This is a genomic window from Streptomyces sp. NPDC020845 (genome assembly GCF_044334165.1).
Classification (GTDB): Bacteria; Actinomycetota; Actinomycetes; order Streptomycetales; family Streptomycetaceae; genus Streptomyces.
The window spans coordinates 166,466-191,495 of record NZ_JBIRSJ010000005.1 but is presented as its reverse complement, the minus strand read 5'-3'; the positions used below and the strand labels follow the sequence as shown (position 1 = coordinate 191,495).

Sequence of the window (25,030 nt, the reverse complement as noted above, 5' to 3'; positions counted from 1 at the left end):
CGCGTCCGTCCGGGCGCCCGTGGGGTGCGGCCGGGCGGGGGAAAAGGCTGCTCCGTCCGGGCGGCTTGGCCGCCGGACAGGTGTGAGGCAGGTCACCTCCGCTCGCGAAATTTCCGGGGACGGTCTCCCCGTTCAACCGGATGTACGAAACGGGGAGCGAGTCCCCGGAAATGTTGAACGCCGAATCTTCGTGCCGGAAGGAGTGCCGTCGTGGGAGCCGTTGCCGTCACCACCCAGCAGCCCGCGCGGCCCAGGCTGCGCGCCGACGCCCTGCGCAACAGGGAGCGGATCGTCGCGGCGGCCCGCGAGGTGCTCGTCGAGCACGGGGCGGAGATCTCGCTCGATGAAATCGCTCGACGGGCAGGGGTCGGCAATGCCACCCTTTATCGGCACTTCGCGGACCGCGGCGAGCTGGTGCGTCATGTCACCGTCTCGGTGATGGAGCGCATCGCCGACCAGGCCGAAGTCGCCCTGGCGGAGGAGCCCGACGCCTTCGCGGCGCTGCGTCGCTTTGTGCACGCGGCGGCCGACGAGCGCGTCGGCGCACTGTGCCCGCTGCTCTCCGACGGCATCGACAAGGAGCACCCTGACCACATTGCCGCGCATACGCGCCTGGACGGCGCCATCAACGCCCTGATGGCCGCCGGGCGTGACTCCGGCCAGCTGCGCGCCGACATCGACGCCGGTGATCTGATGGTCGCCCTGACTCAGCTCACCAGGCCGCTGCCCGGCGGCGCCTGTGTGAACTTCGACATCTTTGTGCACCGGCACCTACAGCTGTTCCTGGACGGACTGGCTGCCCCGGGGCGCTCCGTACTGTCCGGCTCCGCCGCCACTTTGGAGGATCTCAAGCGTCGCCCGTGACGCACATCACGCGTCGTCCGGTGACCTGGACCGATTAATTCCCGTTCGCTCGCCAGTCAGTCTTTTCGTCGTCAGTAACGGCCCCTAGGCAGAAACCACCCGTAGCGCCGCCGCGCGTTGTCACCTTCCGGTGCGCCGCTACGTCGTTGTTGTGTCAGTCCGTTGCGCTAGTACTTCCTTACGTACGTCCTTTAGTCCATCAAGCGTCCCGTTTTCCACTCTCCGCACCGCTAGGTAGGCCCACCCATGCCTGAAACGGCACAGTTCGTCGATCCCCGGCGCTGGAAAGCGCTGATATTCATCGCCCTCGCCCAGCTGATGGTCGTGCTCGACGCGACCATCGTGAACATTGCGCTGCCCTCCGCCCAGGACGCCCTGGACATCTCCGACGGCAACAAGCAGTGGGTCATCACGGCCTATGCGCTGGCCTTCGGCGGTCTGCTGCTCTTCGGCGGACGCCTCGCCGACCTGTGGGGTCGTAAGCAGACCTTCATCGTCGGCCTGATCGGCTTCGCGGCCGCCTCGGCGCTGGGCGGCGCCGCGCTCAACTCGCCCATGCTGATGGGCGCCCGTGCGCTGCAGGGCATCTTCGGCGCGCTGCTCGCCCCGTCGGCGCTCTCGCTGCTGGCGGTGACGTTCACCGACGCCAAGGAGCGCGCCAAGGCGTTCGGCATCTTCGGTGCCATCGCGGGTGGTGGCGGTGCCGTCGGTCTGATCCTCGGCGGTGTGCTGACCGAGTACATGAACTGGCGCTGGACGTTCTTCGTCAACATCCCGTTCGCCATCGTCGCCGCGGTCGGCGCGATCGCCGTGATCCGCGAGCCCGCCGAGAGCCGTAACCCCGCCAAGCTCGACATCCCCGGCGTTCTGCTGGCCACGCTGGGCCTGGTCTCGCTGGTCTACGCCTTCACCCGCGCCGAGAGCGACGGCTGGACCGCCGGCATCACCCTGGGCCTGTTCGTCGCGGCCGTCGTGCTGCTGGCCGCCTTCGCGGTCGTCGAGTCCCGGGTCAAGGCGCCGCTGCTGCCGCTACGCGTCGTCACCAACCGCAACCGCGGCGGTGTCTACATGGCGCTGGGTCTGGCCGTCATCGGCATGTTCGGTCTGTTCCTGTTCCTCACCTACTACATGCAGATGGTGAAGGGGTACAGCCCGGTCAAGAGCGGTCTGTCCTTCCTGCCGATGATCGTCGGCATGATCACCGGGTCCACGCAGATCGGCACCCGGCTGATGACTCGGGTCCCGGCCCGGATGCTGATGGGCCCGGGCTTCCTGGTCGCCGCGGTCGGCATGCTGCTGCTGACCCAGATCGACCTGGACACCTCGTACCCGCTCCTGATCCTGCCCGCGTTCCTGCTGCTGGGCCTCGGTATGGGTACGGCGTTCATGCCGGCGATGAGCCTGTCCACGTTCGGCATCCAGCCGCGTGACGCGGGTGTCGCCTCCGCGATGGTCAACACCTCGCAGCAGGTCGGCGGCGCGATCGGCACCGCGCTTCTCAACACCATCGCCACCAGCGCGGGGGAGAAGTACGGCAAGGCGCACGCGGCCACGGCCAAGTCGCCCGAGCTGCTGCAGCTGCAGTCCCAGGTGCACGGCTACACCACCGCCATCTGGTGGGCGGTCGGCATCCTGGTGGTCGCCGCGGCGATCGCCGTGACCTTCGTCAACGCCGGGCGGCAGGACGGCAGCTCCGCTGCCAGCGGCTCCGGCGAGGGCGCGGCCGAGGACGCGATCCCGGTCATGGCGCACTGATACGCGCACGGCACGGCCGTCGCTTGTGCGACGTGGAAAGCCCCGCTCCTTCGGGAGGAGCGGGGCTTTCCGCTGTTCTGGCGCCCGTTTCGGCGCTCAGGTCAGCGCAGCCGGGTTCTGGCCGGGTTCAGTGGCCGGGTTCAGCGCAGCCAGGGGAGGTCGGCGCCCTCCGGCTGAAGACCGTCGGCGATGATGCGGCAGATGTCGCCGAACTGGCCGATCTGCTCCGGTGTGAGCCGGTCGAATATGGCCGCGCGCACGGCCTCGACATGGCCGGGCGCGGCCTTCTTCAGCACCTCGAACCCCTCGTCCGTCAGCACGGCGTTCTGCCCGCGCTTGTCGGAGGTGCAGTCCTCGCGCCGTACCCAGCCGTTCTTCTCCAGACGGGTGATGGCGTGCGAGAGGCGGGACCGGGTGATCTTCGCGGCCGCGGCCAGTTCGGTCATCCGCAGCCGGTGGCGAGGCGCCCAGGAGAGCTTCACCAGCAGGCCGTAGTACACATGCGGCAAGCCCGCGTCGCGCTGCAGCTGACGGTCGAGATGGTCTTCGAGCAGCATGTTCGCCTGGAGGTAGGACTGCCAGGCGTGCTGTTCATCGTCGGTCAGCCAGCGGGGTTCTTCGGCGTCTGCGGGGGTCGTCATCGCTTCCACGATCTTATTGTAAGAGCTATTTCTTGAAGTTTAAACTACTGGACGCTACAGTGGTCCCGAAAAGTTTTCTTGAGACTTCAAGTTATGGCTACGGGAGCCGCCATGTCCGCCGCCACGCCGTCCTCGTCCGTATCGGGTGGGCGCATGCCTGCCCTCTACCTCAGCCACGGTGCTCCGCCGCTCGCCGACGACCCGGTCTGGCCCGGTCAGCTCGCCGCCTGGTCGGCGGGGCTGCCCCGGCCCACGGCGATCCTGATGGTCTCCGCCCACTGGGAAGAGGCCCCGCTGGCCCTCGGGGCCACCCAGGCCGTGCCGCTGGTGTACGACTTCTGGGGCTTCCCCGAGCACTACTACCGGGTGCGGTACGACGCCCCCGGCGCGCCCGAACTCGCCGAGCGCGTGCGCAAGACGCTGCGTACGGCGGGCACGCCCGTCCAGGACATACCGGACCGGGGCCTGGACCACGGCGCCTACGTCCCGCTCGTCGAGATGTACCCGGACGCCGACATCCCCGTCCTGCAGGTGTCGATGCCGACCCTCGACCCGAGCGAGCTGATGGCCATCGGCCGCAAGCTCGCCCCGCTGCGGGACGAGGGCGTGCTGATCGTCGGCAGCGGCTTCTTCACCCACAACCTGGCCGCGTTGCGGAACGCGGGCCCGACGCCGCCCGGCTGGTCGACGGAGTTCGACGACTGGGGGCAGCGGGCGCTGGACGCCCAGGACGTCGACGCGCTGCTGGACTTCGAGCGCAAGTCCCCGGCGGGCCGCCTGGCCCACCCGCGCACCGAGCACTTCGCGCCGCTGTTCGTCACCCTGGGCGCCGCGGAGTCCGACCTCGGCGACCAGCGCAGTGTCATCGACGGCTTCTGGATGGGGCTGGCCAAGCGGTCGGTGCAGTTCGGCTGAGGTCGCGAGGTTGCGCGTTCGCGCGTGGGGTCGCGCGTGGGGTCATGCGATCGGCTCGATGAGCGCGCATGCGCGCAGGGCCGCCGCCACAGCGAGGTCGTCGCCCCCGCCCCCGCCGGCCGTCGCCATGACATCGAGCACGGTGTCGGTCAGCTTGATCGCGTGCTCGTCGCCGTGCGCGGCGGCGCGCGTGAAGATCTCCTCGGCCCGCTCGGCGGGCGTGGCCCCGGCCGGTACGGACGGCAGCTCGCCGTGCGGAAGGCCGGTGGGCGGCGCGTACGCGGCCAGCACCGCGGCGTTCGCCGCCCACGCCGCGTCCAGGCTGGTCGCCCACAGCTCGCGGGGGAGCGCGGGGAGGGTGCGCAGCACGGCGTTGGGCGCGGTCACGGCGTGGACCAGCATGATCGGCGATCCGTGGGCGTGGGTGGCGTAGCGGTGGGCGGCGGCCCGTACAAGCTCGGTCAGCAGCTCGCGCGCCTGATCCGGGCCGAGCGCTCCGGAGGCGGGGTCGAGCGCTCCGGAGGCGGGGCCGGGCCACACCGGGAACGTCGTGATCTGCGCCAGCCGGTCGCGGATGCCGCCGCTCTGGTCCGCGACGCGCGGTACGGCGGCCATCGCCTCGGCGGCGGTGCGCGGGGCGGGCCCCGGCAGCCGGTCGAGCGGGGGCAGCGGGGCGTGGCGGGCGGCCCAGTAGCCGAGGGCGTGGGCCAGCTCATGGGCCCGTGGGCCGGTCGCGAACTCGTCGGCGGGGGAGTGGGCGCTCGGGAGGACGGTGGCGGGGGAGTGGGCGCTTTGGAGGACAGTGGCGGAGTGCGTCTCGCCGAGGAGGGTGCGTACCGCGTGGCCGACGCGGATGACCGGGTGCGTCGCCCCGCCGGCGATCCCGGGCAGCAGCCGCGGCCACCACTCGGCGAGGACCTGGCGCCAGGGGCGGTCGGCGAGCTCGCGGGTGAAGTACGCGGTCCAGTCGGCGATCCGGCGCGGGTCGCCGAGCGCCTCGGACCAGTTGTCCGCGGTGACGGTGGCGTACGGGGTCGGCATGTCCTCGAGCTTGTTGGCGTAGAGGTCGAGCCAACGGTGCACCGACGGGCCCTGTCCATGCCGGACCAGGGCCTCGACGGCCATCGGGGCGTGGTTGGTCAGCCAGCCGCCGCGCTCGGGGCCCGTGGTGTGCAGCCGGTCCAGTGCTTCGTCGAGTGTGCCGCTCGTGTCGTCCATGCACGCCACGCTAGGCAGGGGCGCCGGGCCTCGTAACGGTCCGGCGATGTACGGGAGTGGGGTCCGCGGACCTACGCCGCGCGGCCCCGGTCCACCGGCCTGACAGCCGTTCTCAGTCGGCCGGGTGGGTGCGGAAGATATAGAAGGACACGGCGTACATCGCGAGCCCGCCGCCGAGGCCCATCATGGAGGAGCGGAACACGGAGTGCTCGCTCAGGCTGTACAGGAAGCCGAAGGCGCAGCCGAAGAGCGCCCCGTACGCGGCCGACCTCAGCTCCGGCATCAGGGCGGACTGGACCCGGCCGACCAGATAGCACAGCGCCCCGACGACCACGGCCGCCGCCAGGCCGAGCAGGCCGGCCGGGAGGATGGGGGTCCCCTCATTGTGGTCGATGAAGATCGCGTACCCGCCGACGAAGATGCCCAGGACGAGCGGGACCACCCAGGACGCGGAGGGATGCAGCCGGACCTGGGCGTGGGGGTGGGGGACGCGGAGGTGCGGGTGGTGGCGGTGGCGCGCCGGAGCGGCGGTGGGAGCGTTCATGGCGGGCTCTCCTTCCTCGACGCCCTGACCTGTCTCCCTCCAGCGCACACCCGGGTGACGGGCCGGGCAACTCGGTCGGGTGCCCGGTGCGGGCGTCGACGCGGCGTAGGTGTTGCCCAGGTGTTGCGTGGTGGAGTGGTCGCGCAACCAGAATCCGGCCGCGGACGTCTTCGGAGGTGAGAGCAATCGCGGGCGCCGCAGCCCGACGGTGAACGGTCGGAAACGGGGGTGATGGCCGTGGCTGACACCCGTCCTGACCTGCACTTCCGGGTGTTATGAGGGCAAATCGACCCCGTGTGTCGGGACAGGGTACTGCATGATCGCGAAAACGTGTGCGCGCCATGGGAATTCTGTCCGGATTCCAGTCGTTGTTTCCATCGGACGGGGCACCCGGCAGGAACACCGTCCATAGTCCGCGCCCGATCCATCTGTAAGGGAGCACGCATGGCAACCCGTGCCGTCGCCCGCAATCAGGCCACCAGCAGTGGCGCTGATGGGGCCAACAGTGTTCGCGCCACAGGCGGGGAGATCGCCGATCGCGACCTGGTCGGCATGTATCTCGACGAGATCGCTCGCACCCCGCTGCTCGACGCGGCCAAGGAGGTCGAGCTGTCTCAGGCAATCGAAGCGGGTGTCTATGCCCAGCAGATCCTGGACGGTGAGATCGAGGACGCCCCGGCGGCCGGTGCGAGCCGTGGGGAGCTGGAGGCGATAGCCGCCGAGGGCGCCCGCGCCAAGGACGTCTTCATCCGTTCCAACCTGCGCCTGGTCGTGGCCGTCGCGCGCCGGTACCCGCGCAGCGGGCTGCCGCTTCTCGACCTGATCCAGGAGGGAAACGCGGGCCTGGTCCGCGCGGTGGAGAAGTTCGACTACACGAAGGGCTTCAAGTTCTCGACGTATGCCACGTGGTGGATCCGCCAGGCCATCACGCGCTCGATCGCCGATCAGTCCCGCACCATCCGGCTGCCCGTGCATCTGGTCGAAGAGCTTGGCCGGATCCGGCGGGTGCAGCGCGAGTTCAACCGTGAGCACGGCCGTGAGCCGGAGCACTCGGAGATCGCGGCGGAGCTGGGCTCCACGACCGAGCGGGTCTCGGATGTGCTCGACTGGGCCCGCGACCCCGTCAGTCTGAACATGTCTGTGGACGACGAGGGCGAGACCCAGTTCGGCGATCTGCTGGAGGACACCTCGGCCGTCTCGCCCGAGCAGTCGGTGATGACACTGCTGCGCAGCGAGGAGCTGGAGGATCTGATCGGCCGGCTCGACGACCGCACGGCCTCCATCATCAAGGCCCGGTACGGCATCGACGACGGGCGGGAGCGCACGCTCACCGAGGTCGGCAAGCAGCATGGCCTCACGCGCGAGCGGATCCGCCAGATCGAGAAGCACGCGCTGCTGGAGCTGAAGAAGATGGCGCGCCAGACCGGCTTCGACGAAGCGGCCTGAGCCACCGTCCCCCGTATCCCTTTCCCCGTTTCCCTATCTCTGGGTCTCTGTCCGTCTCTCCGGTCTCTGTCCGCAGTGGCCGCCCATGGCCGAGCCCCGGCGCCTCTTCCCCCCCCCCAGGCGCCGGGGCTCAACCCTGGGCTGCTCAGACGGCGAAGCCGCCGTCCACGGCGATCGACGCCCCGGTGATGTACCGGCCGTCGTCCCCGGCGAGGTGGGAGACGGTCGCGGCGATCTCCGACGGCTGTCCGTAGCGGCCGAGCGCGGTGAAGCCGCTCTGCATGGCGGCGCTCTCCCCGTCGGCGGGGTTCATATCGGTGTCGATGGGGCCGGGGTGGATGAGGTTGACGTTGATGCCGCGCGGGCCGAGCTCGCGGGTCAGCGCCTTGGTCAGGCCGGTGAGGGCCGTCTTGCTCATCGCGTACAGCGAGCCGCCGGGGAAGGCGACGCGCTCGGCCATGCAGCTGCCGATGTTGATGATGCGCCCGCCGTCGGTCAGATGGTGGGCGGCGGCCTGAGCCGCGAGGAAGGGTGCGCGGACATTGACGGCGAGGACGCGGTCCACGTCCTCCAGCGTCAGATCGCCGAACGGGCCGAGCACGCCGGCGCCCGCGTTGTTGACCAGGATGTCGAGCCGCCCGAACTCCGCGGCGGCCGCGGCCACGGCCTCGCGCACCGCGCGCGGGTCCGCGCTGTCGGCCTGGACGGCCAAGGCCCGGCGGCCCAGGGCCTTGATCCGGTCGACGACGGCCGCCGCCCGCTCCTCGTTGTTCTGGTACGTCAGCGCGACGTCGGCGCCGTCTTCGGCGAGCCGGAGCGCCACCGCTTCGCCGATGCCCCGGCTGCCGCCTGTGACCAGTGCCGCCTTGCCGTCGAGTGCCATGTGTGTTCCTCGTCCTGTCTTCAGTTGCTTTGTTGTGGATTGAGCCGTCCTGGAGGACATGGCTCGATCCTCGTGGAGCGGGAGCGGGGATTCCGGCGGCATTCGGACGTCGCGCTGGCGCGCCACATATGCCCGATCGCGTCCGGCTTCGGTCCGAGGGTGTCCGTACGGGATTGTTTCCTGCCCGAGTCTGTTTACTTCCCGGCTTTAGGGACGTAATCTGGCCGCGAAATCACAGGTTCGGGCATGGAAAGGACGTAAACCCACATGTACGCACCGGAGCGGCAGCAGGAGATCCTCCGGCTGGCCCGCGAGAGCGGCCGGGTGGATGTGCTGTCCCTCGCCGAGGAGTTCCAGGTCACTGCCGAGACGGTGCGGCGCGACCTGCGGGCGCTCGACAGGGCGGGCCTGGTCCGCCGCGTGCACGGGGGCGCCATCCCGGCCGGCCGTCTCGACTTCGAACCCGACCTCGCCGAGCGCGAGAGCACCGCCGCCGACGAGAAGGACCGCATCGCCCGCGCCGCCGTCGCCGAACTGCCCGCCGACGGCAGCGTGATCATCGACGCGGGCTCGACTTCGGCCCGGCTCGCCGCCGCGGTCCCACTGGAGTCCGACCTCACGGTCGTCACCCACGCGCTGCCGATCGCCGCCCGGCTCGCCGACCACCCCGGTATCGCCCTCCACCTGGTCGGTGGCCGGGTCCGCCACCGCACGCGCGCCGCGGTGGACGCATGGGCGCTGCGCGGCTACGGCGAGATCAAGGCCGATGTCGTCTTTCTCGCCACCAACGGCTTCTCGCTCGAGGGCGGCCTGACCACCCCCGATCTCGCGGAGGCCGCCGTCAAGCGCGCCATGGTCGCCGCCGCCCGCCGGGTCGTCCTCCTCGCCGACTCGTCCAAGTTCGGCCAGGAGCACTTCGCCAGGTTCGGCGACCTCGGCCACGTCGATCTGCTCATCACGGACACCGGGCTCAGCCCGCAGGACGCCCTCGCCATCGAGCGGCAGGGCACGGAAGTAGCACGCGTATGATCCTCACCGTCACCCCCAATCCCAGCCTGGACCGTACCTACGAGATTCCGGCGCTGGAGCGCGGCGCCGTACTGCGCGCCGCCGCCGACCGGGTCGACCCCGGCGGCAAGGGCGTCAATGTCTCGCGGGCCGTGGCCGCGGCCGGGCACCGCACGGTCGCCGTGCTGCCGCTGGGCGGGCCGGAGGGCGCGCTGCTGGCGCGGCTGCTCGGCGGGCTGGGGATCGAGGCCGCAGGTGTCCCCGTGCAGGGCTCGACCCGGGTCAATATCTCCGTGGCCGAGCCCGACGGCACCCTCACCAAGATCAACGCGGCCGGGCCCGAGCTGACCGCCGCCGAGGCGGAGGCACTGCTGGAGGCCGTACGGACGCAGTCCGCCGACGCCGACTGGATCGCCTGCTGCGGCAGCCTGCCCCGCGGGCTCGCCCCCGAGTGGTACGCCGAGCTCGTGGCGCGGGCCCACCGCGCGGGCGCCCGGATCGCCCTGGACACCTCCGGCCCCTCGCTCACGGCGGCCCTGCGCGAGCGCCCCGACGTCGTCAAGCCGAACGCCGAGGAGCTGGCCCAGGCCGTGGGCCGCCCGCTGGCCACCGTCGGCGACGCGGTCAAGGCGGCCGAGGAGCTGCGCGCTCTCGGCGCGCGCGCCGTCCTGGCCAGCCTGGGCGCGGACGGCCAACTGCTCGTCGACGAGACGGGCACCTACTTCGGCGTGGCTCAGGTCGCCGCCGTCCGCAGTAATGTCGGTGCGGGCGACGCTTCCCTCGCCGGATTCCTCGCGGCGGGCGGCCTCGGGCCGGCCGCCCTGGCCTCGGCCGTGGCCCACGGCGCGGCCGCCGTACAACTGCCGGGCAGCGTCATGCCCACCCCGGCCGATCTGGACCCGTCCGCCGTCACCACGACCGCGGACGTCCCGCTGGACCGCGCACTCACGGAGCCCGCGTGACCAGCCCGACCCCGTCCCACCCCCTCCCACCCCCAGTCCCCACTCTGCCGCCCACCTTCCCCGGGGCGGTACCGCACGCAAGGGAGCCGCGAGATGAGTGAGCTGATCACCGCGGACCTGGTCGACCTGGACCTGTCCGCCGATACCAAGGAAGCGGCTGCCCGGTCGCTCGCCGAACGCATGGTCGCGGCCGGCCGCGTCACGGACCTCGACGGCTTCCTCGCCGACGTGGCAGCCCGTGAGGCGCAGATGCCGACCGGCCTGGACGGCGGCATCGGCATACCGCACTGCCGCAGTGAGCATGTCACCGAGCCGACCCTGGCCTTCGGGCGGAGCGCCGCGCGCATCGACTTCGGCGCCCCGGACGGGCCGGCCGACCTGATCTTCCTGATCGCCGCCCCCGCGGGCGCGGACAGCGATCACCTGACCATCCTGTCCAGCCTGGCGCGCCAGCTGATGAACGCCGAGTTCACCGGTGCCCTGCGCGCGGCCGAGGACCCGCGACAGGCAGCCGCCCTGATCCGTGGCGACCAGCCGGAGCCGTCGGCGGCCGACGCCGAGGCGAGCACCAAGACCCCGGCGGCCGACGCCTCCAGCGACCAGGCCACCGCCACGTCGGGCGGCCAGCCGGCTGTCGCGTCGGCTGTCGCGTCGGCTGTCGCGTCGGGTGTGGCCGCTTCCGGTGCCGGGTCCGAGCCCGCGGCGGCTGCGGCTTCCGAGCCTTTCCGGATCGTGGCCGTCACCTCCTGCCCCACCGGCATCGCCCACACCTATATGGCAGCCGAGTCGCTGGAGAGAGCGGCTCAGGACGCCGGGATCGAGCTGGTGGTCGAGACCCAGGGCTCGGCCGGGTTCGACAGACTCGCCCCCGCGACCATCGCCGCCGCCGACGCGGTGATCTTCGCGCATGACGTGGAGGTGCGGGACAAGGAGCGGTTCGCCGGGAAGCCGACCGTGGATGTCGGGGTGAAGGCGGGCATCAACCGCCCGGCGGAGCTGATCGCCGAGGTGCGCGAGAAGGCCGCGCGCGGCGAGATCAGCGCACCGGTCGCCGCCTCCGCGGGCGCCGACCGCTCGGCGCCGATGGACCGGGCCGGCGAGTCCGGCGACCGCTTCGGCACCCGGCTGCGCAAGTGGCTGATGACGGGCGTCAGCTACATGGTCCCGTTCGTGGCCGCGGGCGGTCTGCTGATCGCGCTGGCCTTCGCGATCGGCGGTTACGAGATCGCGAGCGCCAAGTCCGTCGCCGACCACTTCGTGTGGGCCGAGAAGGACAGCTGGGCGGCGCTGCTCTTCCAGATCGGCGGGGCCGCGTTCACCTTCCTGGTGCCGGTCCTGGCGGGCTATATCGCCTACGGCATGGCCGACAGGCCCGGCCTGGTGCCCGGCTTCGTCGGCGGTTACATCGCGACCACCATCAAGGCGGGCTTCCTCGGCGGCCTGGTCGCGGGTCTGATCGCGGGCGCGGTCGTCATGGGCATCCAGCGGTTCAAGGTCCCGGCGTCGCTGCGGGGCATCATGCCGGTCGTGGTGATACCGCTGATCTCCTCGGCAATCGTCGGATTCCTGATGTTCGTGGTGATCGGCAAGCCCATCGCCTCCGCGCAGAAGGGCATGACCGACTGGCTCAACGGCCTCTCCGGCACGAACGCCATCATCCTCGGCGTCATCCTGGGCCTGATGATGTGCTTCGATCTGGGCGGCCCGGTCAACAAGGTCGCGTACGCCTTCGCGACCGCCGGTATCGGGGTGTCGGACCCGAGCACCGGCAGCCTCAAGATCATGGCCGCGGTGATGGCGGCCGGTATGGTCCCGCCGCTGGCCATGGCCCTGGCCACCACCGTCCGCGGGCAGCTGTTCACCAAGACCGAGCGGGAGAACGGCAAGGCGGCCTGGGTGCTGGGAGCCTCCTTCATCAGCGAGGGCGCGATCCCCTTCGCGGCGGCGGACCCGCTGCGGGTGATCCCCTCCTCGATGGTGGGCGGCGCGGTCACCGGCGCGCTGTCGATGCTCTTCGACTGCACGCTGCGCGCCCCGCACGGCGGCATCTTCGTGGTCCCGCTGATCGGCCAGCCGTTCCTGTACCTGCTGGCCATCGCGGCGGGCACGGCGGTCTCGGCCGGTCTGGTCATCGTCCTCAAGGGGATGCGCAAGACCACCGGGCCCGAGACGGCCACCCCGGCCGCCGACGGTGAGCCCGCCACCGGGGCCGGTGCCGGCGGCGAGACCAAGGTGCCCGTCACGGTCTGACCTGGTCGGCCTCCGCCACAACCACTGCCACATCCACCGCCGCCATCCGCGGCGTGCTCCCCTCGGCGGTGAGACGGACCCCCTCCGTCTCACCGCCGAGTCATGCGCGAGGCGATACATCATCCGTCACCTCCGTCGGCAGGTCGCGCGATGCGTAGTAGGCGCCGAGCGCCGCCTCGCTGCCCGACCCCATGGCGGTCGCGATCCGCTGGAAGCGGGCGGAGCGCAGATCGCCCGCGGTGAAGACCCTCGGGTGCTGACGGGAGGGCGGACAGTAGCCCGAGGCGTCGGCGGAGAGGTCCCCGCCGGGCGGCGTCGGGCCGCTGCCGAGGTTCCGGAACCCCCGGTCGCAGGTCAGGGTCCGCCGGTTGCCGTCCACGGTCAACACCTCGGCCGTAAGCGGCATCTCGGCTGTGAGTGGCGCCTCGGCCGTGAGTGGTGCCTCGGGCACGGGGGGATCCCCGGGCGAGGGCGGTACGAGGGTCAGATGGCGCACCGGCACCAGTTCGACCCGCGGGTCCTGGGCGATCTCCTCGGCCTTGTACGCGTCACCCGGCGGACAGGCCACGACGAACCGGCTCTCCAGGCCCGGATGGGCCCGCAGCAATGTGCCGAGCGGCCGGTCGGCGCCGAGGACCAGCGCGGTACGGCCGGTGAGCGCGGCTGGGTCCGCCTCCCACAGCGGAGGCAGCGCCAACCCCTCGCGACCGTCGATCCACCCCACGTCCTCCGGCCGCAGCGGCCCGACACCGGTGGCGACCACGGCGTACGGCGCGGTCAGCAGCAGACCGGAACCGGACGCCTCCGTGGGCACGGTGGTGACCTCCACCCGGTCCTCATAGGCACCGATCCGCACGGCGCGCCGACCGAGCTCCACCCGGCACAGGCCGCTGCGGGCGACATCGGCCGTGATCGCCGCCGCCAGAGCCGGGCCGGTGGAGAAGCCCAGCACATTGCCGACCACCGGGATGCGCTCCAGCGTCCGGCACAGCGCCTCACCCGGATCGACGAGCACGGACCGCATACCGAGGCCCGCGGCCATCACCACGGCGGCGCAGCCGGCCGGGCCACCGCCGACGACGATCAAGTCGGCCTCCACAGCGGTGGTATTCACAGCGGAGGTATCCATGGCGGTGGTGTCCGCCGCGGTGGTGTCCGTCATCGGGCTCCCCTCAACTCCCCTCGCCCCGTCTCCGCGGGGCTCTCCCTACGGGTCCCTCTACGGGGCTCCGACCCCGTCCTCCGTCTCGTCCTCCGGTCCGGTCTGTCCGGGGCCGTACAGGTCGCGGTACGAGGGGAACACGCCCCCCGGCCCGTCCACCCCCTCGGCCGCCAGTACCCCTTTGACCACCGCCCGCGTCAGTACATCCGCCCCTGCGGTCAACACGTCGTTCAGCGCCCCGGCCTCCATATGCACCCCGAACGCCGGGTCCTGCCCGCCGTCGGCGCCCTCGGGCACGAGCGGGCGGTCGCCCGTCGCCAAGGCGAAGACCGTGTCGCCGTCGGACAGCAGATGCACCGGCCGCACCGCGCGCGCCAGGCCGTCATGCGCCGTGCCGGCGAGCTTGTGCGCCTGGGCGCGGGTGAGCACCGCGTCCGTGGCAACCACCGCCAACGTGGTGTTCAGCGGGGGCCGTACGGAGGCCGCCGAGCGCCGCTCCGACTCGGCCCGCGCGGCGGCCAGTCGACGCTGCGCCCTGGCGTGTTCTGCCTCGCCGGGGCGCCGCGCCCGGCCGCCGTCCCGCGCCAACTCAGCTGGCCCGTACGGCTCGTACGGCTCGCCGAACCACTCCCCGTACAGCGCACCCGTCAGCGGATCGACCACCGAGCCCGCCGCGTTGACCGCCGCAAGGGCGGCCACGGTGATCCCGGACGGCAGGACCACGCTCGCCGATCCGATGCCTCCCTTGACTCCTCCCGCCACCGCGCCCGTGCCGGCCCCCACACTGCCCTGCGTGACCGGCGCGCCCATGTCCGTACCGGCTGCGGCGTCGATGGCCTCGCGCCCCAGCGCGGCGCCCGGCCGGGCCCGCCAGTCGCCCCCGCGCCCGAGGTCGAAGAGGGCGGCGGCCGGTACGACCGGCACCACCTGGGCCGGGTCGGGTCCGACCCGGAAGCCGCGGCCCCGCTCCTCCAGCCAGGCGGCCACTCCGGAGGCGGCGTCCAGCCCGAACGCGCTGCCGCCGGTCAGCACGACGGCATCGACGCGCTGGACGAGATTGCGCGGATCGAGGGCGTCGGTCTCGCGGGTGCCGGGGCCGCCGCCCCGGACGTCGACCGCGGCGATCGCACCTCCTTCGGGGGCCAGTACGACGGTTGTGCCGGTGAGCCATCCGCCGTCGGTCCGCTGCGCATGGCCGATGCGCAGTCCGGGTACATCTGTCAGGGCGTCGACCTGGCCGGGGCGGGCGGGTCGGGGTGTTGTCCGGTCGGTATCCATGGGCGCTATGCGTAGCACGGAAGCCGTGGCGAAGGGCCCGCGGGCACGGGAGCCTTTGGACGGGGCCCTCATCAACAGGACGTTCATCAGACGTTGATTGGCCGACGGCAGGCTGTGCGATATGCCGTTCGCCCGCGTCCGAAGGAAGACCAACGTGCCCAGTACGTCTCGGACGGAGGAGCCCCCGACCCTGGCCGCCGCCGCGCGGCAGATACCCCGGGTGGCCCTCCGCTGGATCAGTGAGCCGGACTGCGAGGAAGAGCTGACGCACGCCGAACTGCTGGACCAGGCGGGTCGGGCGGCGGCGGCCCTGACCCGGCTCGGCGTAGGCGCGGGGGACCGGGTGGCGGTGCATCTGCCGCTGATCCCCGAGTCCGTGATCGCCACGCTCGCCTGCGGCCGCCTCGACGCCGTACGCTCCACCCTCCCCGTCGGGCTGCGCGCCCATGAGCTGCGCGACCGGCTGGCGGGGATGGACGCGAAGGTGCTGATCACCGCGGACGGCGACTGGCGGTGCGGGGAGCCGCAGTCGCTCAAGCCGCTGATCGACCGGGCGCTGGCGGGCAGCACGCGGATCCCCAAGGTCCTGGTCGTCCACCGCCTGGCCCGCCCCGTGTCCTGGACGCCCGGCCGGGACCTGTGGTGGCACGAGCAGCTGGCCGCCGCCCTCGCCGACGCGCCGTGAGACCGGCCGTACTCTTGACGCATGAGCACCGCCCCTGACCCCGGACCGCGCGACCCGGCAGCCGCGCTGATCTTCGACGATCCGCTGGCGCAGCAGTCCTCGGACGACACGGACCGCGGCTGGGGTGAGCGGTCGCCCGGCGGCGACGCCGGCGATGGCACCGACAGCGCCGCGGACCTGGCCCGCTTCCTCGACGAGAAGCCGCCCCACCACCTCTGAGCTCTGGAACCCCGAGGGCTCAGGTGCTCGATCGGCTGCCGCGCTGCGCGATCAGCTCGTCCCTTATCTCGCGGAGCAGCGCGATCTCGGCGCTCTCCGTCTCGGCCTGCTTCTCCTCTTCCTGCCGCTCCTTGGCGGCCTTCCGCGCCAGATAGCGCGACATCGGCAGCACCATCAGGAAGTACACCACCGCTGCCGTGATCAGGAAGGTGAGCACGGCGCTCAGCACGGTCCCCCAGAGGATGGGGATGCCCTTGGTGACCTCGCCCGCGGCGTTCGCCTCGCAGGGGGCCTCCAGGCAGGAGCGGTACTTCTCCAGGTCCTTGGTGCCGAAGGCGCCGACGACCGGATTGATCAGGCCCTTCACTATGGAGTTCACGACACTCGTGAACGCGGCTCCGACCACGACCGCGACAGCCAGATCGATGACGTTGCCACGCATCAGGAAAGCCTTGAAGCCCTCCATGACGCTCTTCTTTTCCTCGCTCAACCCTTTGCCTCTCTCTTGCCGCACCGATTCTGGAGCGGACGGCTCCGCAACCTACGGTCAAGAGCGGCACAGCGCCACCGCCAACCTCGATGTGGCCTCCGCACCGGCCAGGGCCGCCGCGGTCGGCCGCGGCACCGCGAGCACCACCAGCGCTCCGCCACCCGCCGGTCCGAGATCTCCGGTCTCGACGTCCGCCGCCGCCACACGCCCCGGCCGCGGCACATCGGTCACCCGCGCGCCACGAGCGACCACATGCGCGGTGGCCGGGCCACGGGCCTGATCGGACCCCGGGGCGGCCAGCACATCCACTCGGTCGCCGGGGCGCAGCAGCCGTACGGACGCCGCGTCGGCGATCCGCACCGGCGCGGACACCACGGCCGGAGGCGGCTCGCGTCGGCCGTCGTCCGGTGGCGACGACGCCGCCGGACGCGGGTCGGAGCCGCCGGAGGGCGCGGCGGCAGCCAGCGCGGCCGCGCTCATCGCCAGACCCGCCGCCATCGAGCGCCGTCGCCGCCGTAACGCGCGCCGCAGCCGATCTCCGCCTCGGCTCACCCGCACCGGGCCGAACCGCGGCACCGCGCACGTCGGGGGAGTGCGACGGGACCGATCGGCCCAGGACGGAGCCGAGCGGGGCCGGGATGCGGGCGAAGACGCCGAAGGTGAGGAGAGGGATGGAACAGGCGATAGAGAGGACGGAAGGGGCGGAAGGGATGGAGGCGATAGAGGGGGCGAGGAGGGTGAAGGGGATGCAGAGTGAAGGAACGGGTCGGACACGGCAATCACCGCCTGTCGTGAGAGGTCGGGAGCTTCTGGCCCCTTCACGATGCCCGTCCTCGCCGGATCCCGCTGGAGCCTGTGCACAACCCCCAGGCTGTGGATAACTCCGTCACCCCTGCGGGTAAGTCCGCCGTCCGCTACGGCAGTTCGATCCCCAGGTCCCAGCCGTCGTGCCCATGCGCGCACAGACAGTCCCGCGCCTCGGTGGCCGGCAGTGCGCCCACAGCGTCGAACAGCACGTCGCGCAGCCGCTCCAGGTTCTCCCCGAACACCCGCAGCACTTCCCCGTGCGAGACCCCCTCGCCCGTCTCCGCCCCCGCGTCCAGGTCCGTGACCAGCGTCAACGACGTGTAGCAGAGCTCCAGTTCACGGGCCAGCACCGCTTCCGGATGCCCTGTCATGCCGACCACCGACCACCCCTGCGCCGCATGCCACCGAGACTCGGCCCGGGTGGAGAAGCGCGGCCCCTCGATCACGCACAGCGTGCCGCCGTCCACCGGCTCCCAGTCGCGCCCACGTGCCGCCGCCACCGCGATCTGCCGCCCTGTCGGGCAGTACGGATCGGCGAAGGTGGTGTGCACCACGTTCGGCACCCGCCCGTCCGGCAGCGCCTCGCCGTCGAAATAGGTCTGGACGCGGCCCTTCGTACGGTCCACCAACTGGTCCGGCACCAGCAGCGTGCCCGGTCCGTACTCTGGCCGCAGCCCGCCCACCGCGCACGGGCCGAAGATCTGCCGCACGCCGACCGAGCGCAGCGCCCACAGGTTGGCGCGGTAGTTGATCCGGTGCGGGGGCAGGTGGTGCTTACGGCCGTGGCGCGGGAGGAAGGCGACCTTCCGCCCGGCGACCTCGCCGAGGAAGAGCGAATCGCTCGGTGCGCCATAGGGGGTCTCGACAGTGATCTCGGTCACGTTGTCGAGGAAGGAGTAGAACCCCGACCCGCCGATGACCCCTATCTCCGCCATCTCCGCATACGTGCTGCTGGTGGTCTCCGCCATGCGATCACCCTAGCCAGCGCCGTCCGCGCATACGACATCCCGCCGCTCTCCCTCAAGGGAGAGCGGCGGGATGTCGTATGCGATTGAGACGGTCGCGCGTCAGGCGGCCGACGAGGTGCTGCTCGACGTGGACGACGAAGAACTCGACGACGAGCCCGAGCCCGACGAAGAACTCGACGACGACGAAGACGTGTCCGAGGAGGAGGACGAAGAGCCCTCGCTCTTCGCGGGCGTCGACTTGGACGAGCCGCCGCTCGTGCTGCTGGACGAGGAGCCGCGGCTGTCGTTCCGGTAGAAGCCCGAGCCCTTGAAGACGATGCCGACCGCCGAGAACACCTTCTTCAGGCGTCCCTTGCAGTTGGGGCACTCGGTGAGCGCGTCGTCGGTGAACTTCTGCACCGCCTCGAGGCCCTGGCCACACTCGGTGCACTGGTACTGATAGGTCGGCACTTACTCCTCCTGGCACTCTCACTCAATGAGTGCTAACGACGCTCCATAGTGCAGTATTCCGGCCCGCCAGTCCACTGCGGCGGGCCATACGGTGACCCAGGCCACGCGGCCCGGCCCGGCAGCCACACGGCCCGACCGCTTGGCCACGCGCCCCGGCCCGGCGGCCGCGCAGCCCGCCCCGTCACTCGCCTCTCGTGCCCAGCCAGCCCGCCAGCTTGCCGCCCCGGCCCACCGCCCGCAGCCGCTCCTCCGCCGCGTCCCGCACCGGGTCCGTGGCCACGACCAGCAGCTCGTCGCCGCGCCGCAGCACGGTCGAGGGCTGCGGCACAAAGCTCTTCCCGTCCCGTACGACCAGGGTGACCGCGGCCCCCGTCGGCAGCCGCAGCTCGCCGATCTCCACGCCGTGCATCCTGGAGTCCTTGGGGATCGACAGCGACAGCAGATGCCCGCGCAGCCGCTCCAGCGGCGCCGACTCGATGCCGAGGTCCGCCGCGGCCTCCTCCTCGCCCAGGCGCAGCCGGCGCGCGACCCAGGGCAGCGTCGGGCCCTGGACCAGGGTGTAGACGATCACCAGCACGAAGACGATGTTGAAGACGCGGCGGCTGTCGGGCACGTTCGAGACCATCGGGATGGTGGCGAGCACGATCGGCACCGCGCCGCGCAGCCCCGCCCATGACAGCAGCGCCTTCTCCCGCCACGGAATCCGGAAGGGCGCCGCGCTGACCAGCACCGAGAGCGGCCGGGCCACCATGGTCAGCGCCATTCCGACGCCGATGGCCGGCCAGACGTCGTCGCCCAGCTCGTGCGGGGTCACCAGCAAGCCGAGCAGCACGAACATCCCGATCTGCGCTATCCAGCCAAGCCCCTCGGCGAAGCCGCGCGTGGCCGGCCAGTGCGGCAGCTTCGCATTCCCCAAGATCAACGAGGCCAGGTAGACGGCGAGGAAGCCGGAGCCGTGGGCCAGTGCCCCGCCCGCGTACGCGATCACGGCGATCGCCATCACCGCGATCGGGTAGAGGCCCGAGGCGGGCAGCGCCACATGCCGCAGGCCGTACGCCCCCAGCCAGCCGATCGCCAGCCCCACCACGGCGCCGATGGCCAGCTCCAGGGCGATCTCGCCGAGCATCACGTACCAAGGGCTTATCGCGCCCTGGGCGGAGAAGGCGACCACCAGGATCACCACCGGGGCGTCGTTGAAGCCGGACTCCGCCTCCAGGGTGCCCGTGAGCCTCCTGGGCAGCGGCACCTTGCGCAGCACCGAGAAGACCGCCGCCGCGTCCGTGGACGACACCACCGCGCCGATGATCAGCGCCTGCCGCCAGTCGAGCCCGACCAGATAGTGCGCGGCCACCGCCGTGACCCCGACGCTCACCGCGATCCCCATGGTGGACAGCACCGCGGCGAGGGGGAGGGCGGGTTTGATTTCCCGCCACTTCGTGCCGAGGCCGCCCTCGGCCAGGATGACCACGAGCGCGGCATAGCCGAGGACCTGCGTGAGCTCGGCGTCTTCGAAGACGACGCCGATCCCGTCCTGCCCGATCGCGACGCCGAGGCCGAGGTAGATGAGCAGGGTCGGCAGCCCGCTGCGCGTCGAGACCCTGACGGCCGCCACCGCTACGAGCAGGACGAGAGAGCAGATCAGGAGGAGTTCGTTGAGGTGGTGGACAGTCAGCGGCCGAACCTTTCTCACGGGAGCGGCCGGAAGGCTCCCCGACCGACCGGAACTTCATTGCCTTACCTAACATTTTACGGGTTCTTGACGCGGGTGGCTGACATGGATTTTTTGCGGGTGGTGGCCGGTGGGCGGCCCCAGTCATGACTCCGCGTAGGGGCGGCGACAGCGCTGCGCCTATGGTTGCTCCAGCACTCCAGGATCACCCTGCCCCTCCGAAGGACAGCGATGCCCGCCAACAAAAACGGCCCTTCTGGCAAGAAGAAGGGCCGACGTGCCCGCCTGATCGTGATCGCAGTCGTGCTGCTGCTCGTGGGGGGCGTCGGATACGGCACGTACTGGAGCATCAGTACGGTGCGTGCCTCCTTCCCGGAGACCACGGGATCGCTGCAGCTCAAGGGGCTGTCCGGCCCCGTACAGGTCAAGCGCGACGGCTACGGGATACCGCAGATCTACGCCGACACCCCTGAGGATCTTTTCCGCGCCCAGGGGTTCGTCCAGGCCCAGGACCGCTTCTGGGAGATGGACGTACGCCGCCACATGACGGCCGGTAGGCTCTCCGAGATGTTCGGCTCCGGACAGGTGGAGACCGACGCGTTCCTGCGCACCCTGGGCTGGCACCGGGTCGCGAAGCAGGAGTACGACACCAAGCTGTCGCCGACCACCAAGAAGTATCTGCGGGCCTATTCCGACGGGGTCAACGCCTATCTCGCGGACCACCAGGGCAAGGAGCTGTCCGTCGAGTACGCGGCTCTGGAGTTCGAGAACGACTACAAGCCCGAGAAATGGACCCCGATCGACTCGGTGGCCTGGCTCAAGGCCATGGCGTGGGATCTGCGCGGCAATATGCAGGACGAGGTCGACCGCGCGCTGGCCTCCAACCGGTTGACCGCCAAGGAGATCGAAGAGCTGTACCCGGCCTACCCGTACAGCCGCAACAAGCCGATCGTGGACGCGGGCGCGGTGGACGAGACCGCCGGCGCCTTCGACCCCAAGGCGACCGCGACGGGCACCTCCGCCGACTCCACCGCGAACGGGGTCGCGGACGCCACCCAGGGCTTCCAGACCCAGCTCAACTCGCTCTCCAAGACCCTCGACGACGTACCGGCGCTGCTCGGCCCGAACGGCACCGGCATCGGCTCCAACTCCTGGGTGATCGCGGGCCGGTACACGACCACCGGCAAGCCGCTGCTCGCCAACGACCCGCATCTGGCCCCGCAGCTGCCGTCCGTCTGGTACCAGATGGGCCTGCACTGCAACCAGGTCAGCGCCGCGTGCCCGTACGACGTGGCGGGCTTTACGTTCTCCGGTATGCCGGGGGTCGTCATAGGCCACAACCAGGACATCGCCTGGGGCATGACCAACCTGGGCGCCGACGTGACCGACCTCTACCTCGAGAAGGTCACCAACCAGGGCTACCTCTACGACGGCAAGCAGACGCCGTTCAAGACCCGCGAGGAGACCATCAAGGTCGCCGGCGGCAAGTCCCGGACGATCACCGTCCGCTCGACCCGGCACGGCCCGATCGTCTCCGACCGCGATGACGAGCTCGGGGATGTCGGCAAGAGTGCACCGGTCGGCAGCGACGTCGGCGATGTGGCCCCTGACCGCGGCGACGGCTACGCGGTCTCGCTGCGCTGGACCGCGCTGGACCCGTCCAACACCATGGACGCGGTCTTCGGGCTCAACACCGCCAAGAACTTCACCGAGTTCCGCAAGGCGGCCCGCGACTTCGCCGTCCCGTCCCAGAACCTGATCTACGCCGACACCAAGAACCACATCGGCTACCAGGCGCCCGGCAAGATCCCCACGCGCGCCAAGGGGGACGGGCGTTACCCGGCGCCCGGTTGGGACTCGCGCTACGACTGGAACGGCTACATCCCGCAGTCCGAGCTGCCCTGGGACTACGACCCCAAGCGGGGCTACATCGTCACCGCCAACCAGGCCGTCATAGGCAAGGACTACAAATACAAGCTGACCGACGACTGGGGATACGGGGCGCGCAGCCAGCGGATAACCGACCTGATCGAGTCGAAGATCAAGGACAACGGGAAGATCTCGACCGATGACATGCAGTCCATGCAGATGGACAACAGCAGCGAGATCGCCGAACTGCTGACCCCCTACCTGCTGAAGATCAGCGTCAAGGACGACTTCGTCAGGGAGGCGCAGAAGCTCCTGGAGGGCTGGGACTACACCCAGGATTCGGACTCCCCGGCCGCCGCCTACTTCAACGCCGTCTATCGCAACGTCCTTATGCTCGCGTTCGGAAATAAACTTCCGAAGGAGCTGCGGGTGAAGGGCCAGTGTCTGCGCGTCCGGCCCGCCGATGACTCCGGCCCCGCCGACGACCTGAACGGCAAGGCGCGGCTGGTGCGCGAATGCGGTCAGCGCGACGCGGCGTCGGCCCAGCCGGACGGCGGCGACCGCTGGTACGAGGTCCTTCGGAAGATCATCAAGGACCCCAAGAACCACTGGTGGAAGACCACCGGCAGCCGCCTGGAGCCCGCCGCCACCAACCGGGACGAGCTCCTGGCCGAGGCCATGAAGGACGCGCGCGCCGAGCTCACCGCCAAGCTGGGCAAGGACATCAACAGCTGGAGCTGGGGCCGACTGCACCGGCTGACGCTGAAGAACCAGACCCTGGGCACCGACGGCCCGGGTGTGGTGCAGTGGCTCCTCAACCGCGGCCCCTGGAACCTGTCCGGCGGCGAGGCCGCGGTCAACGCCACCGGGTGGAACGCGGCGGGCGGCTACGGCGTCACCTGGGTGCCGTCCATGCGGATGGTCGTCAACCTCGACAATCTGGACAAGTCGCGGTGGATCAACCTCACCGGCGCCTCCGGACACGCCTACAACGCGCACTACACCGACCAGACGGAGAAGTGGGCGAAGGGCGAGCTGCTGCCCTGGTCCTTCAGCAAGAGCGCGGTGAAGAAGTCGACGGACGACGAGCTGGCGCTCACGCCCTGACCCCTCCCGCCGGCACGCCTCCGCACGCCCCCCGCGAGACCCCTGCCCATGCGGCGGACAGGTTTCGCGGGGGGCGTGCGGTCGTATAGGGGCTTGCCTAGCCGTATAGGGGCTTGCCTAAGTCGTTTAGAGGCTCGCCTAAAGGGACTCGAAGCGGTGCACCGCCGAGGGCGTGACCGCCGCGTGCACCGGACGGTCGTGGGCCTCACCCGGGACCTCGTCGAGCACTTCGCCGTCGTACAGCAGCACCACCAGCGCCGGGCGTGCCCCCGCCCGGTCCAGCCGGGCCAGCACCCGGTCGTACGAACCGCCGCCGCGGCCCAGGCGCACCCCGCGCCGGTTCACCGCGAGCCCGGGCAGTAGCACGACGTCCGCCCTGGTGACCGCCTCGGGGCCCAGCCGCGGTCCGTCCGGCTCCAGCAGCCCCCGCCTGGCGCGCACCAGCCGCTCGGGGCCCTCGTCCTGGCCCCAGTCGAGGTCGTTGTCCTCCTGCAGAACCGGGAGCAGCACCCGTACGCCCCGTGCGCGCAGCGCCTCCCTCAGGTCCCGTGTGCCGGGCTCGCTGCCCACCGAGACATACGCGGCCACCGTCCCCGCCTCCGCGAGCTCCGGCAGCTCCAGCGCGCGACACGCCAGACGCGCCTGGGCGTTCGCGATGTCATCCGCCGTCAACCTGGCTCTCACCGCGATGAGGCTTCGCCGCAACTCCGGCTTACTACCTTCGGCATTGATCACTGAGTGCACAAACTTCCTGTCTCATGTCATATTCACCGAATCCTCATCAACCGCTTAAAGGCACCCGATAGGGTTCAGTACATGACTCAAGCGCGTACTCGGATCAGCAAGGCTGTCATCCCCGCTGCCGGGCTTGGAACCCGCTTCCTGCCGGCCACGAAGGCCACCCCCAAGGAGATGCTGCCGGTCGTCGACAAGCCGGCGATCCAGTACGTCGTCGAGGAAGCCGTCACCGCCGGGCTGTCCGATGTGCTCATGGTCACGGGCCGTAACAAGCGGCCTCTGGAGGATCACTTCGATCGCAACTACGAGCTCGAAGAGTCCCTGAGCCGCAAGGGCGACGAGACCCGACTCGCCCGCGTGCAGGAATCCAGCGATCTCGCGACCATGCACTACGTCCGCCAGGGCGACCCCAAGGGCCTCGGCCACGCCGTGCTCTGCGCCGCCCCGCACGTCGGTGACCAGCCCTTTGCCGTCCTCCTCGGCGACGACCTCATCGATGCCCGCGATCCGCTCCTGTCCCATATGGTCGAGGTGCAGGAGGAGCACGGCGGCAGCGTCATCGCCCTGATGGAGGTGGACCCCGCCCAGATCCACCTCTACGGCTGCGCCGCGGTCAAGCCGACCCTGGACGGCGACGTGGTGCGGGTGACCGGGCTCGTCGAGAAGCCGGACCCGGTCGACGCGCCCAGCAACTACGCCGTCATCGGCCGTTATGTCCTCGACCCCGCTGTCTTCGACGTGCTGCGCGCCACCGAGCCCGGGCGCGGCGGCGAGATCCAGCTCACCGACGCCCTGCAGGCGCTCGCCGCCGATCCGGACCTCGGCGGGCCGGTCCACGGGGTCGTCTTCAAGGGGCGCCGCTACGACACAGGCGACCGTGGCGACTATCTGCGTGCCATTGTCAGACTCGCGTGCGAACGTGAAGACCTGGGCCCGGATTTCCGGGACTGGCTTCGCCGTTACGTCACCGAGGAGATGTAGCACTGTGAGCAGCACCGCAGCACGCGCCACCGACCAGGGCCCGGACCAGGAGCCGGGGCCGGGCCCGCGGCCCGGCACGTCCGGGCCGGGGCGGGGCGAGGATCGGGGCGGGGGCCGGAGC

The 25,030-nt window shown here is 70.9% G+C and carries 23 protein-coding genes; 11 read left to right on the top strand and 12 right to left on the bottom strand.

Annotation, left to right across the window (positions count from 1 at the left end):
- Positions 1-210: 210 nt before the first annotated feature.
- Both ACH4U7_RS13835 and ACH4U7_RS13830 read left to right on the top strand, forming a co-directional pair.
- Entirely contained in the window at positions 211-864 is a 654-nt protein-coding gene (locus ACH4U7_RS13835; RefSeq protein ID WP_398528163.1) for a TetR/AcrR family transcriptional regulator, read from the top strand.
- A gap of 246 nt (positions 865-1,110) precedes the next feature.
- The gene (locus tag ACH4U7_RS13830; protein ID WP_398528162.1) at positions 1,111-2,619 is read left to right on the top strand and encodes an MFS transporter; all 1,509 of its coding nucleotides are present in this window, start codon (positions 1,111-1,113) and stop codon (positions 2,617-2,619) included.
- A 140-nt stretch (positions 2,620-2,759) separates the two neighbouring features.
- Here the strand turns inward: ACH4U7_RS13830 and ACH4U7_RS13825 are convergent, their stop codons facing one another.
- Positions 2,760-3,260 carry a MarR family winged helix-turn-helix transcriptional regulator gene (locus ACH4U7_RS13825; protein WP_398528161.1) on the bottom strand — a complete coding sequence of 167 codons (501 nt, stop codon included), beginning with the start codon at positions 3,258-3,260 and terminating at the stop codon, positions 2,760-2,762.
- 111 nt (positions 3,261-3,371) lie between these two features.
- On the opposite strand from ACH4U7_RS13825, the gene ACH4U7_RS13820 reads away from it, so the two are divergent.
- Positions 3,372-4,175, top strand: a complete 804-nt coding sequence (locus ACH4U7_RS13820; protein WP_398528160.1) for a dioxygenase — start codon at positions 3,372-3,374, stop codon at positions 4,173-4,175.
- A 42-nt stretch (positions 4,176-4,217) separates the two neighbouring features.
- On the opposite strand, the gene ACH4U7_RS13815 is transcribed toward ACH4U7_RS13820, so the two are convergent.
- Both ACH4U7_RS13815 and ACH4U7_RS13810 read right to left on the bottom strand, forming a co-directional pair.
- Positions 4,218-5,393 carry a questin oxidase family protein gene (locus tag ACH4U7_RS13815; protein ID WP_398528159.1) on the bottom strand — a complete coding sequence of 392 codons (1,176 nt, stop codon included), beginning with the start codon at positions 5,391-5,393 and terminating at the stop codon, positions 4,218-4,220.
- A gap of 112 nt (positions 5,394-5,505) precedes the next feature.
- Positions 5,506-5,937 carry a hypothetical protein gene (locus ACH4U7_RS13810; protein WP_398528158.1) on the bottom strand — a complete coding sequence of 144 codons (432 nt, stop codon included), beginning with the start codon at positions 5,935-5,937 and terminating at the stop codon, positions 5,506-5,508.
- A gap of 444 nt (positions 5,938-6,381) precedes the next feature.
- On the opposite strand from ACH4U7_RS13810, the gene ACH4U7_RS13805 reads away from it, so the two are divergent.
- Positions 6,382-7,383 (top strand): RNA polymerase sigma factor RpoD/SigA, encoded by a 1,002-nt coding sequence (locus ACH4U7_RS13805; protein WP_014179042.1) that lies wholly within the window; start codon positions 6,382-6,384, stop codon positions 7,381-7,383.
- Between the two features lie 145 nt (positions 7,384-7,528).
- Here the strand turns inward: ACH4U7_RS13805 and ACH4U7_RS13800 are convergent, their stop codons facing one another.
- Entirely contained in the window at positions 7,529-8,266 is a 738-nt protein-coding gene (locus tag ACH4U7_RS13800; RefSeq protein WP_385625081.1) for a 3-oxoacyl-ACP reductase family protein, read from the bottom strand.
- Between the two features lie 267 nt (positions 8,267-8,533).
- On the opposite strand from ACH4U7_RS13800, the gene ACH4U7_RS13795 reads away from it, so the two are divergent.
- From ACH4U7_RS13795 to ACH4U7_RS13785, 3 genes are all read left to right on the top strand, one after another.
- Complete coding sequence (locus ACH4U7_RS13795) at positions 8,534-9,295, top strand: DeoR/GlpR family DNA-binding transcription regulator (RefSeq protein ID WP_014179044.1); 762 nt, start codon at positions 8,534-8,536, stop codon at positions 9,293-9,295.
- Entirely contained in the window at positions 9,292-10,236 is a 945-nt protein-coding gene (gene pfkB / locus ACH4U7_RS13790) for a 1-phosphofructokinase (protein ID WP_398528157.1), read from the top strand. The genes ACH4U7_RS13795 and pfkB overlap by 4 nt, the downstream gene beginning before the upstream one ends.
- Before the next feature lie 93 nt (positions 10,237-10,329).
- Positions 10,330-12,486, top strand: coding sequence for a fructose-specific PTS transporter subunit EIIC (locus ACH4U7_RS13785; protein WP_398528156.1), 2,157 nt, complete (start codon positions 10,330-10,332; stop codon positions 12,484-12,486).
- Between the two features lie 100 nt (positions 12,487-12,586).
- Here the strand turns inward: ACH4U7_RS13785 and ACH4U7_RS13780 are convergent, their stop codons facing one another.
- Positions 12,587-13,648 (bottom strand): pyridine nucleotide-disulfide oxidoreductase, encoded by a 1,062-nt coding sequence (locus tag ACH4U7_RS13780; protein WP_398528155.1) that lies wholly within the window; start codon positions 13,646-13,648, stop codon positions 12,587-12,589.
- Between the two features lie 57 nt (positions 13,649-13,705).
- On the bottom strand, positions 13,706-14,926 hold the full coding sequence (locus ACH4U7_RS13775; RefSeq protein ID WP_398528154.1) for a P1 family peptidase: 1,221 nt from the start codon (positions 14,924-14,926) through the stop codon (positions 13,706-13,708).
- Positions 14,927-15,080: 154 nt separating this feature from the next.
- Between ACH4U7_RS13775 and ACH4U7_RS13770 the strand changes: the two genes are divergently transcribed.
- Positions 15,081-15,611: an AMP-binding protein gene (locus tag ACH4U7_RS13770; protein WP_398528153.1), complete on the top strand. Its 531-nt coding sequence runs from the start codon at positions 15,081-15,083 to the stop codon at positions 15,609-15,611.
- 21 nt (positions 15,612-15,632) lie between these two features.
- Positions 15,633-15,830, top strand: a complete 198-nt coding sequence (locus tag ACH4U7_RS13765; RefSeq protein WP_398528152.1) for a hypothetical protein — start codon at positions 15,633-15,635, stop codon at positions 15,828-15,830.
- A 19-nt stretch (positions 15,831-15,849) separates the two neighbouring features.
- Here ACH4U7_RS13765 and mscL read toward each other — a convergent pair whose 3' ends face one another.
- The 5 genes from mscL to ACH4U7_RS13740 all read right to left on the bottom strand — a co-directional run bounded on the left by mscL (position 15,850) and on the right by ACH4U7_RS13740 (position 20,235).
- Positions 15,850-16,320 carry a large conductance mechanosensitive channel protein MscL gene (mscL, locus tag ACH4U7_RS13760; protein ID WP_398528151.1) on the bottom strand — a complete coding sequence of 157 codons (471 nt, stop codon included), beginning with the start codon at positions 16,318-16,320 and terminating at the stop codon, positions 15,850-15,852.
- Positions 16,321-16,377: 57 nt separating this feature from the next.
- Positions 16,378-16,818 carry an RcpC/CpaB family pilus assembly protein gene (locus ACH4U7_RS13755; RefSeq protein WP_398528150.1) on the bottom strand — a complete coding sequence of 147 codons (441 nt, stop codon included), beginning with the start codon at positions 16,816-16,818 and terminating at the stop codon, positions 16,378-16,380.
- A gap of 416 nt (positions 16,819-17,234) precedes the next feature.
- Complete coding sequence (locus ACH4U7_RS13750) at positions 17,235-18,095, bottom strand: S-methyl-5'-thioadenosine phosphorylase (protein WP_398528149.1); 861 nt, start codon at positions 18,093-18,095, stop codon at positions 17,235-17,237.
- 99 nt (positions 18,096-18,194) lie between these two features.
- Complete coding sequence (locus ACH4U7_RS13745; RefSeq protein ID WP_398528148.1) at positions 18,195-18,545, bottom strand: FmdB family zinc ribbon protein; 351 nt, start codon at positions 18,543-18,545, stop codon at positions 18,195-18,197.
- Between the two features lie 181 nt (positions 18,546-18,726).
- Positions 18,727-20,235 carry a potassium/proton antiporter gene (locus ACH4U7_RS13740; RefSeq protein WP_398528147.1) on the bottom strand — a complete coding sequence of 503 codons (1,509 nt, stop codon included), beginning with the start codon at positions 20,233-20,235 and terminating at the stop codon, positions 18,727-18,729.
- Between the two features lie 210 nt (positions 20,236-20,445).
- Here ACH4U7_RS13740 and ACH4U7_RS13735 point away from each other — a divergent pair, with 210 nt between their 5' ends.
- Entirely contained in the window at positions 20,446-23,190 is a 2,745-nt protein-coding gene (locus ACH4U7_RS13735) for a penicillin acylase family protein (RefSeq protein WP_398528146.1), read from the top strand.
- A gap of 138 nt (positions 23,191-23,328) precedes the next feature.
- Here ACH4U7_RS13735 and ACH4U7_RS13730 read toward each other — a convergent pair whose 3' ends face one another.
- Positions 23,329-23,922, bottom strand: a complete 594-nt coding sequence (locus ACH4U7_RS13730) for a 5-formyltetrahydrofolate cyclo-ligase (RefSeq protein ID WP_398528518.1) — start codon at positions 23,920-23,922, stop codon at positions 23,329-23,331.
- Positions 23,923-24,006: 84 nt separating this feature from the next.
- Between ACH4U7_RS13730 and galU the strand changes: the two genes are divergently transcribed.
- Complete coding sequence (gene galU, locus ACH4U7_RS13725) at positions 24,007-24,909, top strand: UTP--glucose-1-phosphate uridylyltransferase GalU (protein ID WP_398528145.1); 903 nt, start codon at positions 24,007-24,009, stop codon at positions 24,907-24,909.
- Positions 24,910-25,030 lie beyond the last annotated feature (121 nt).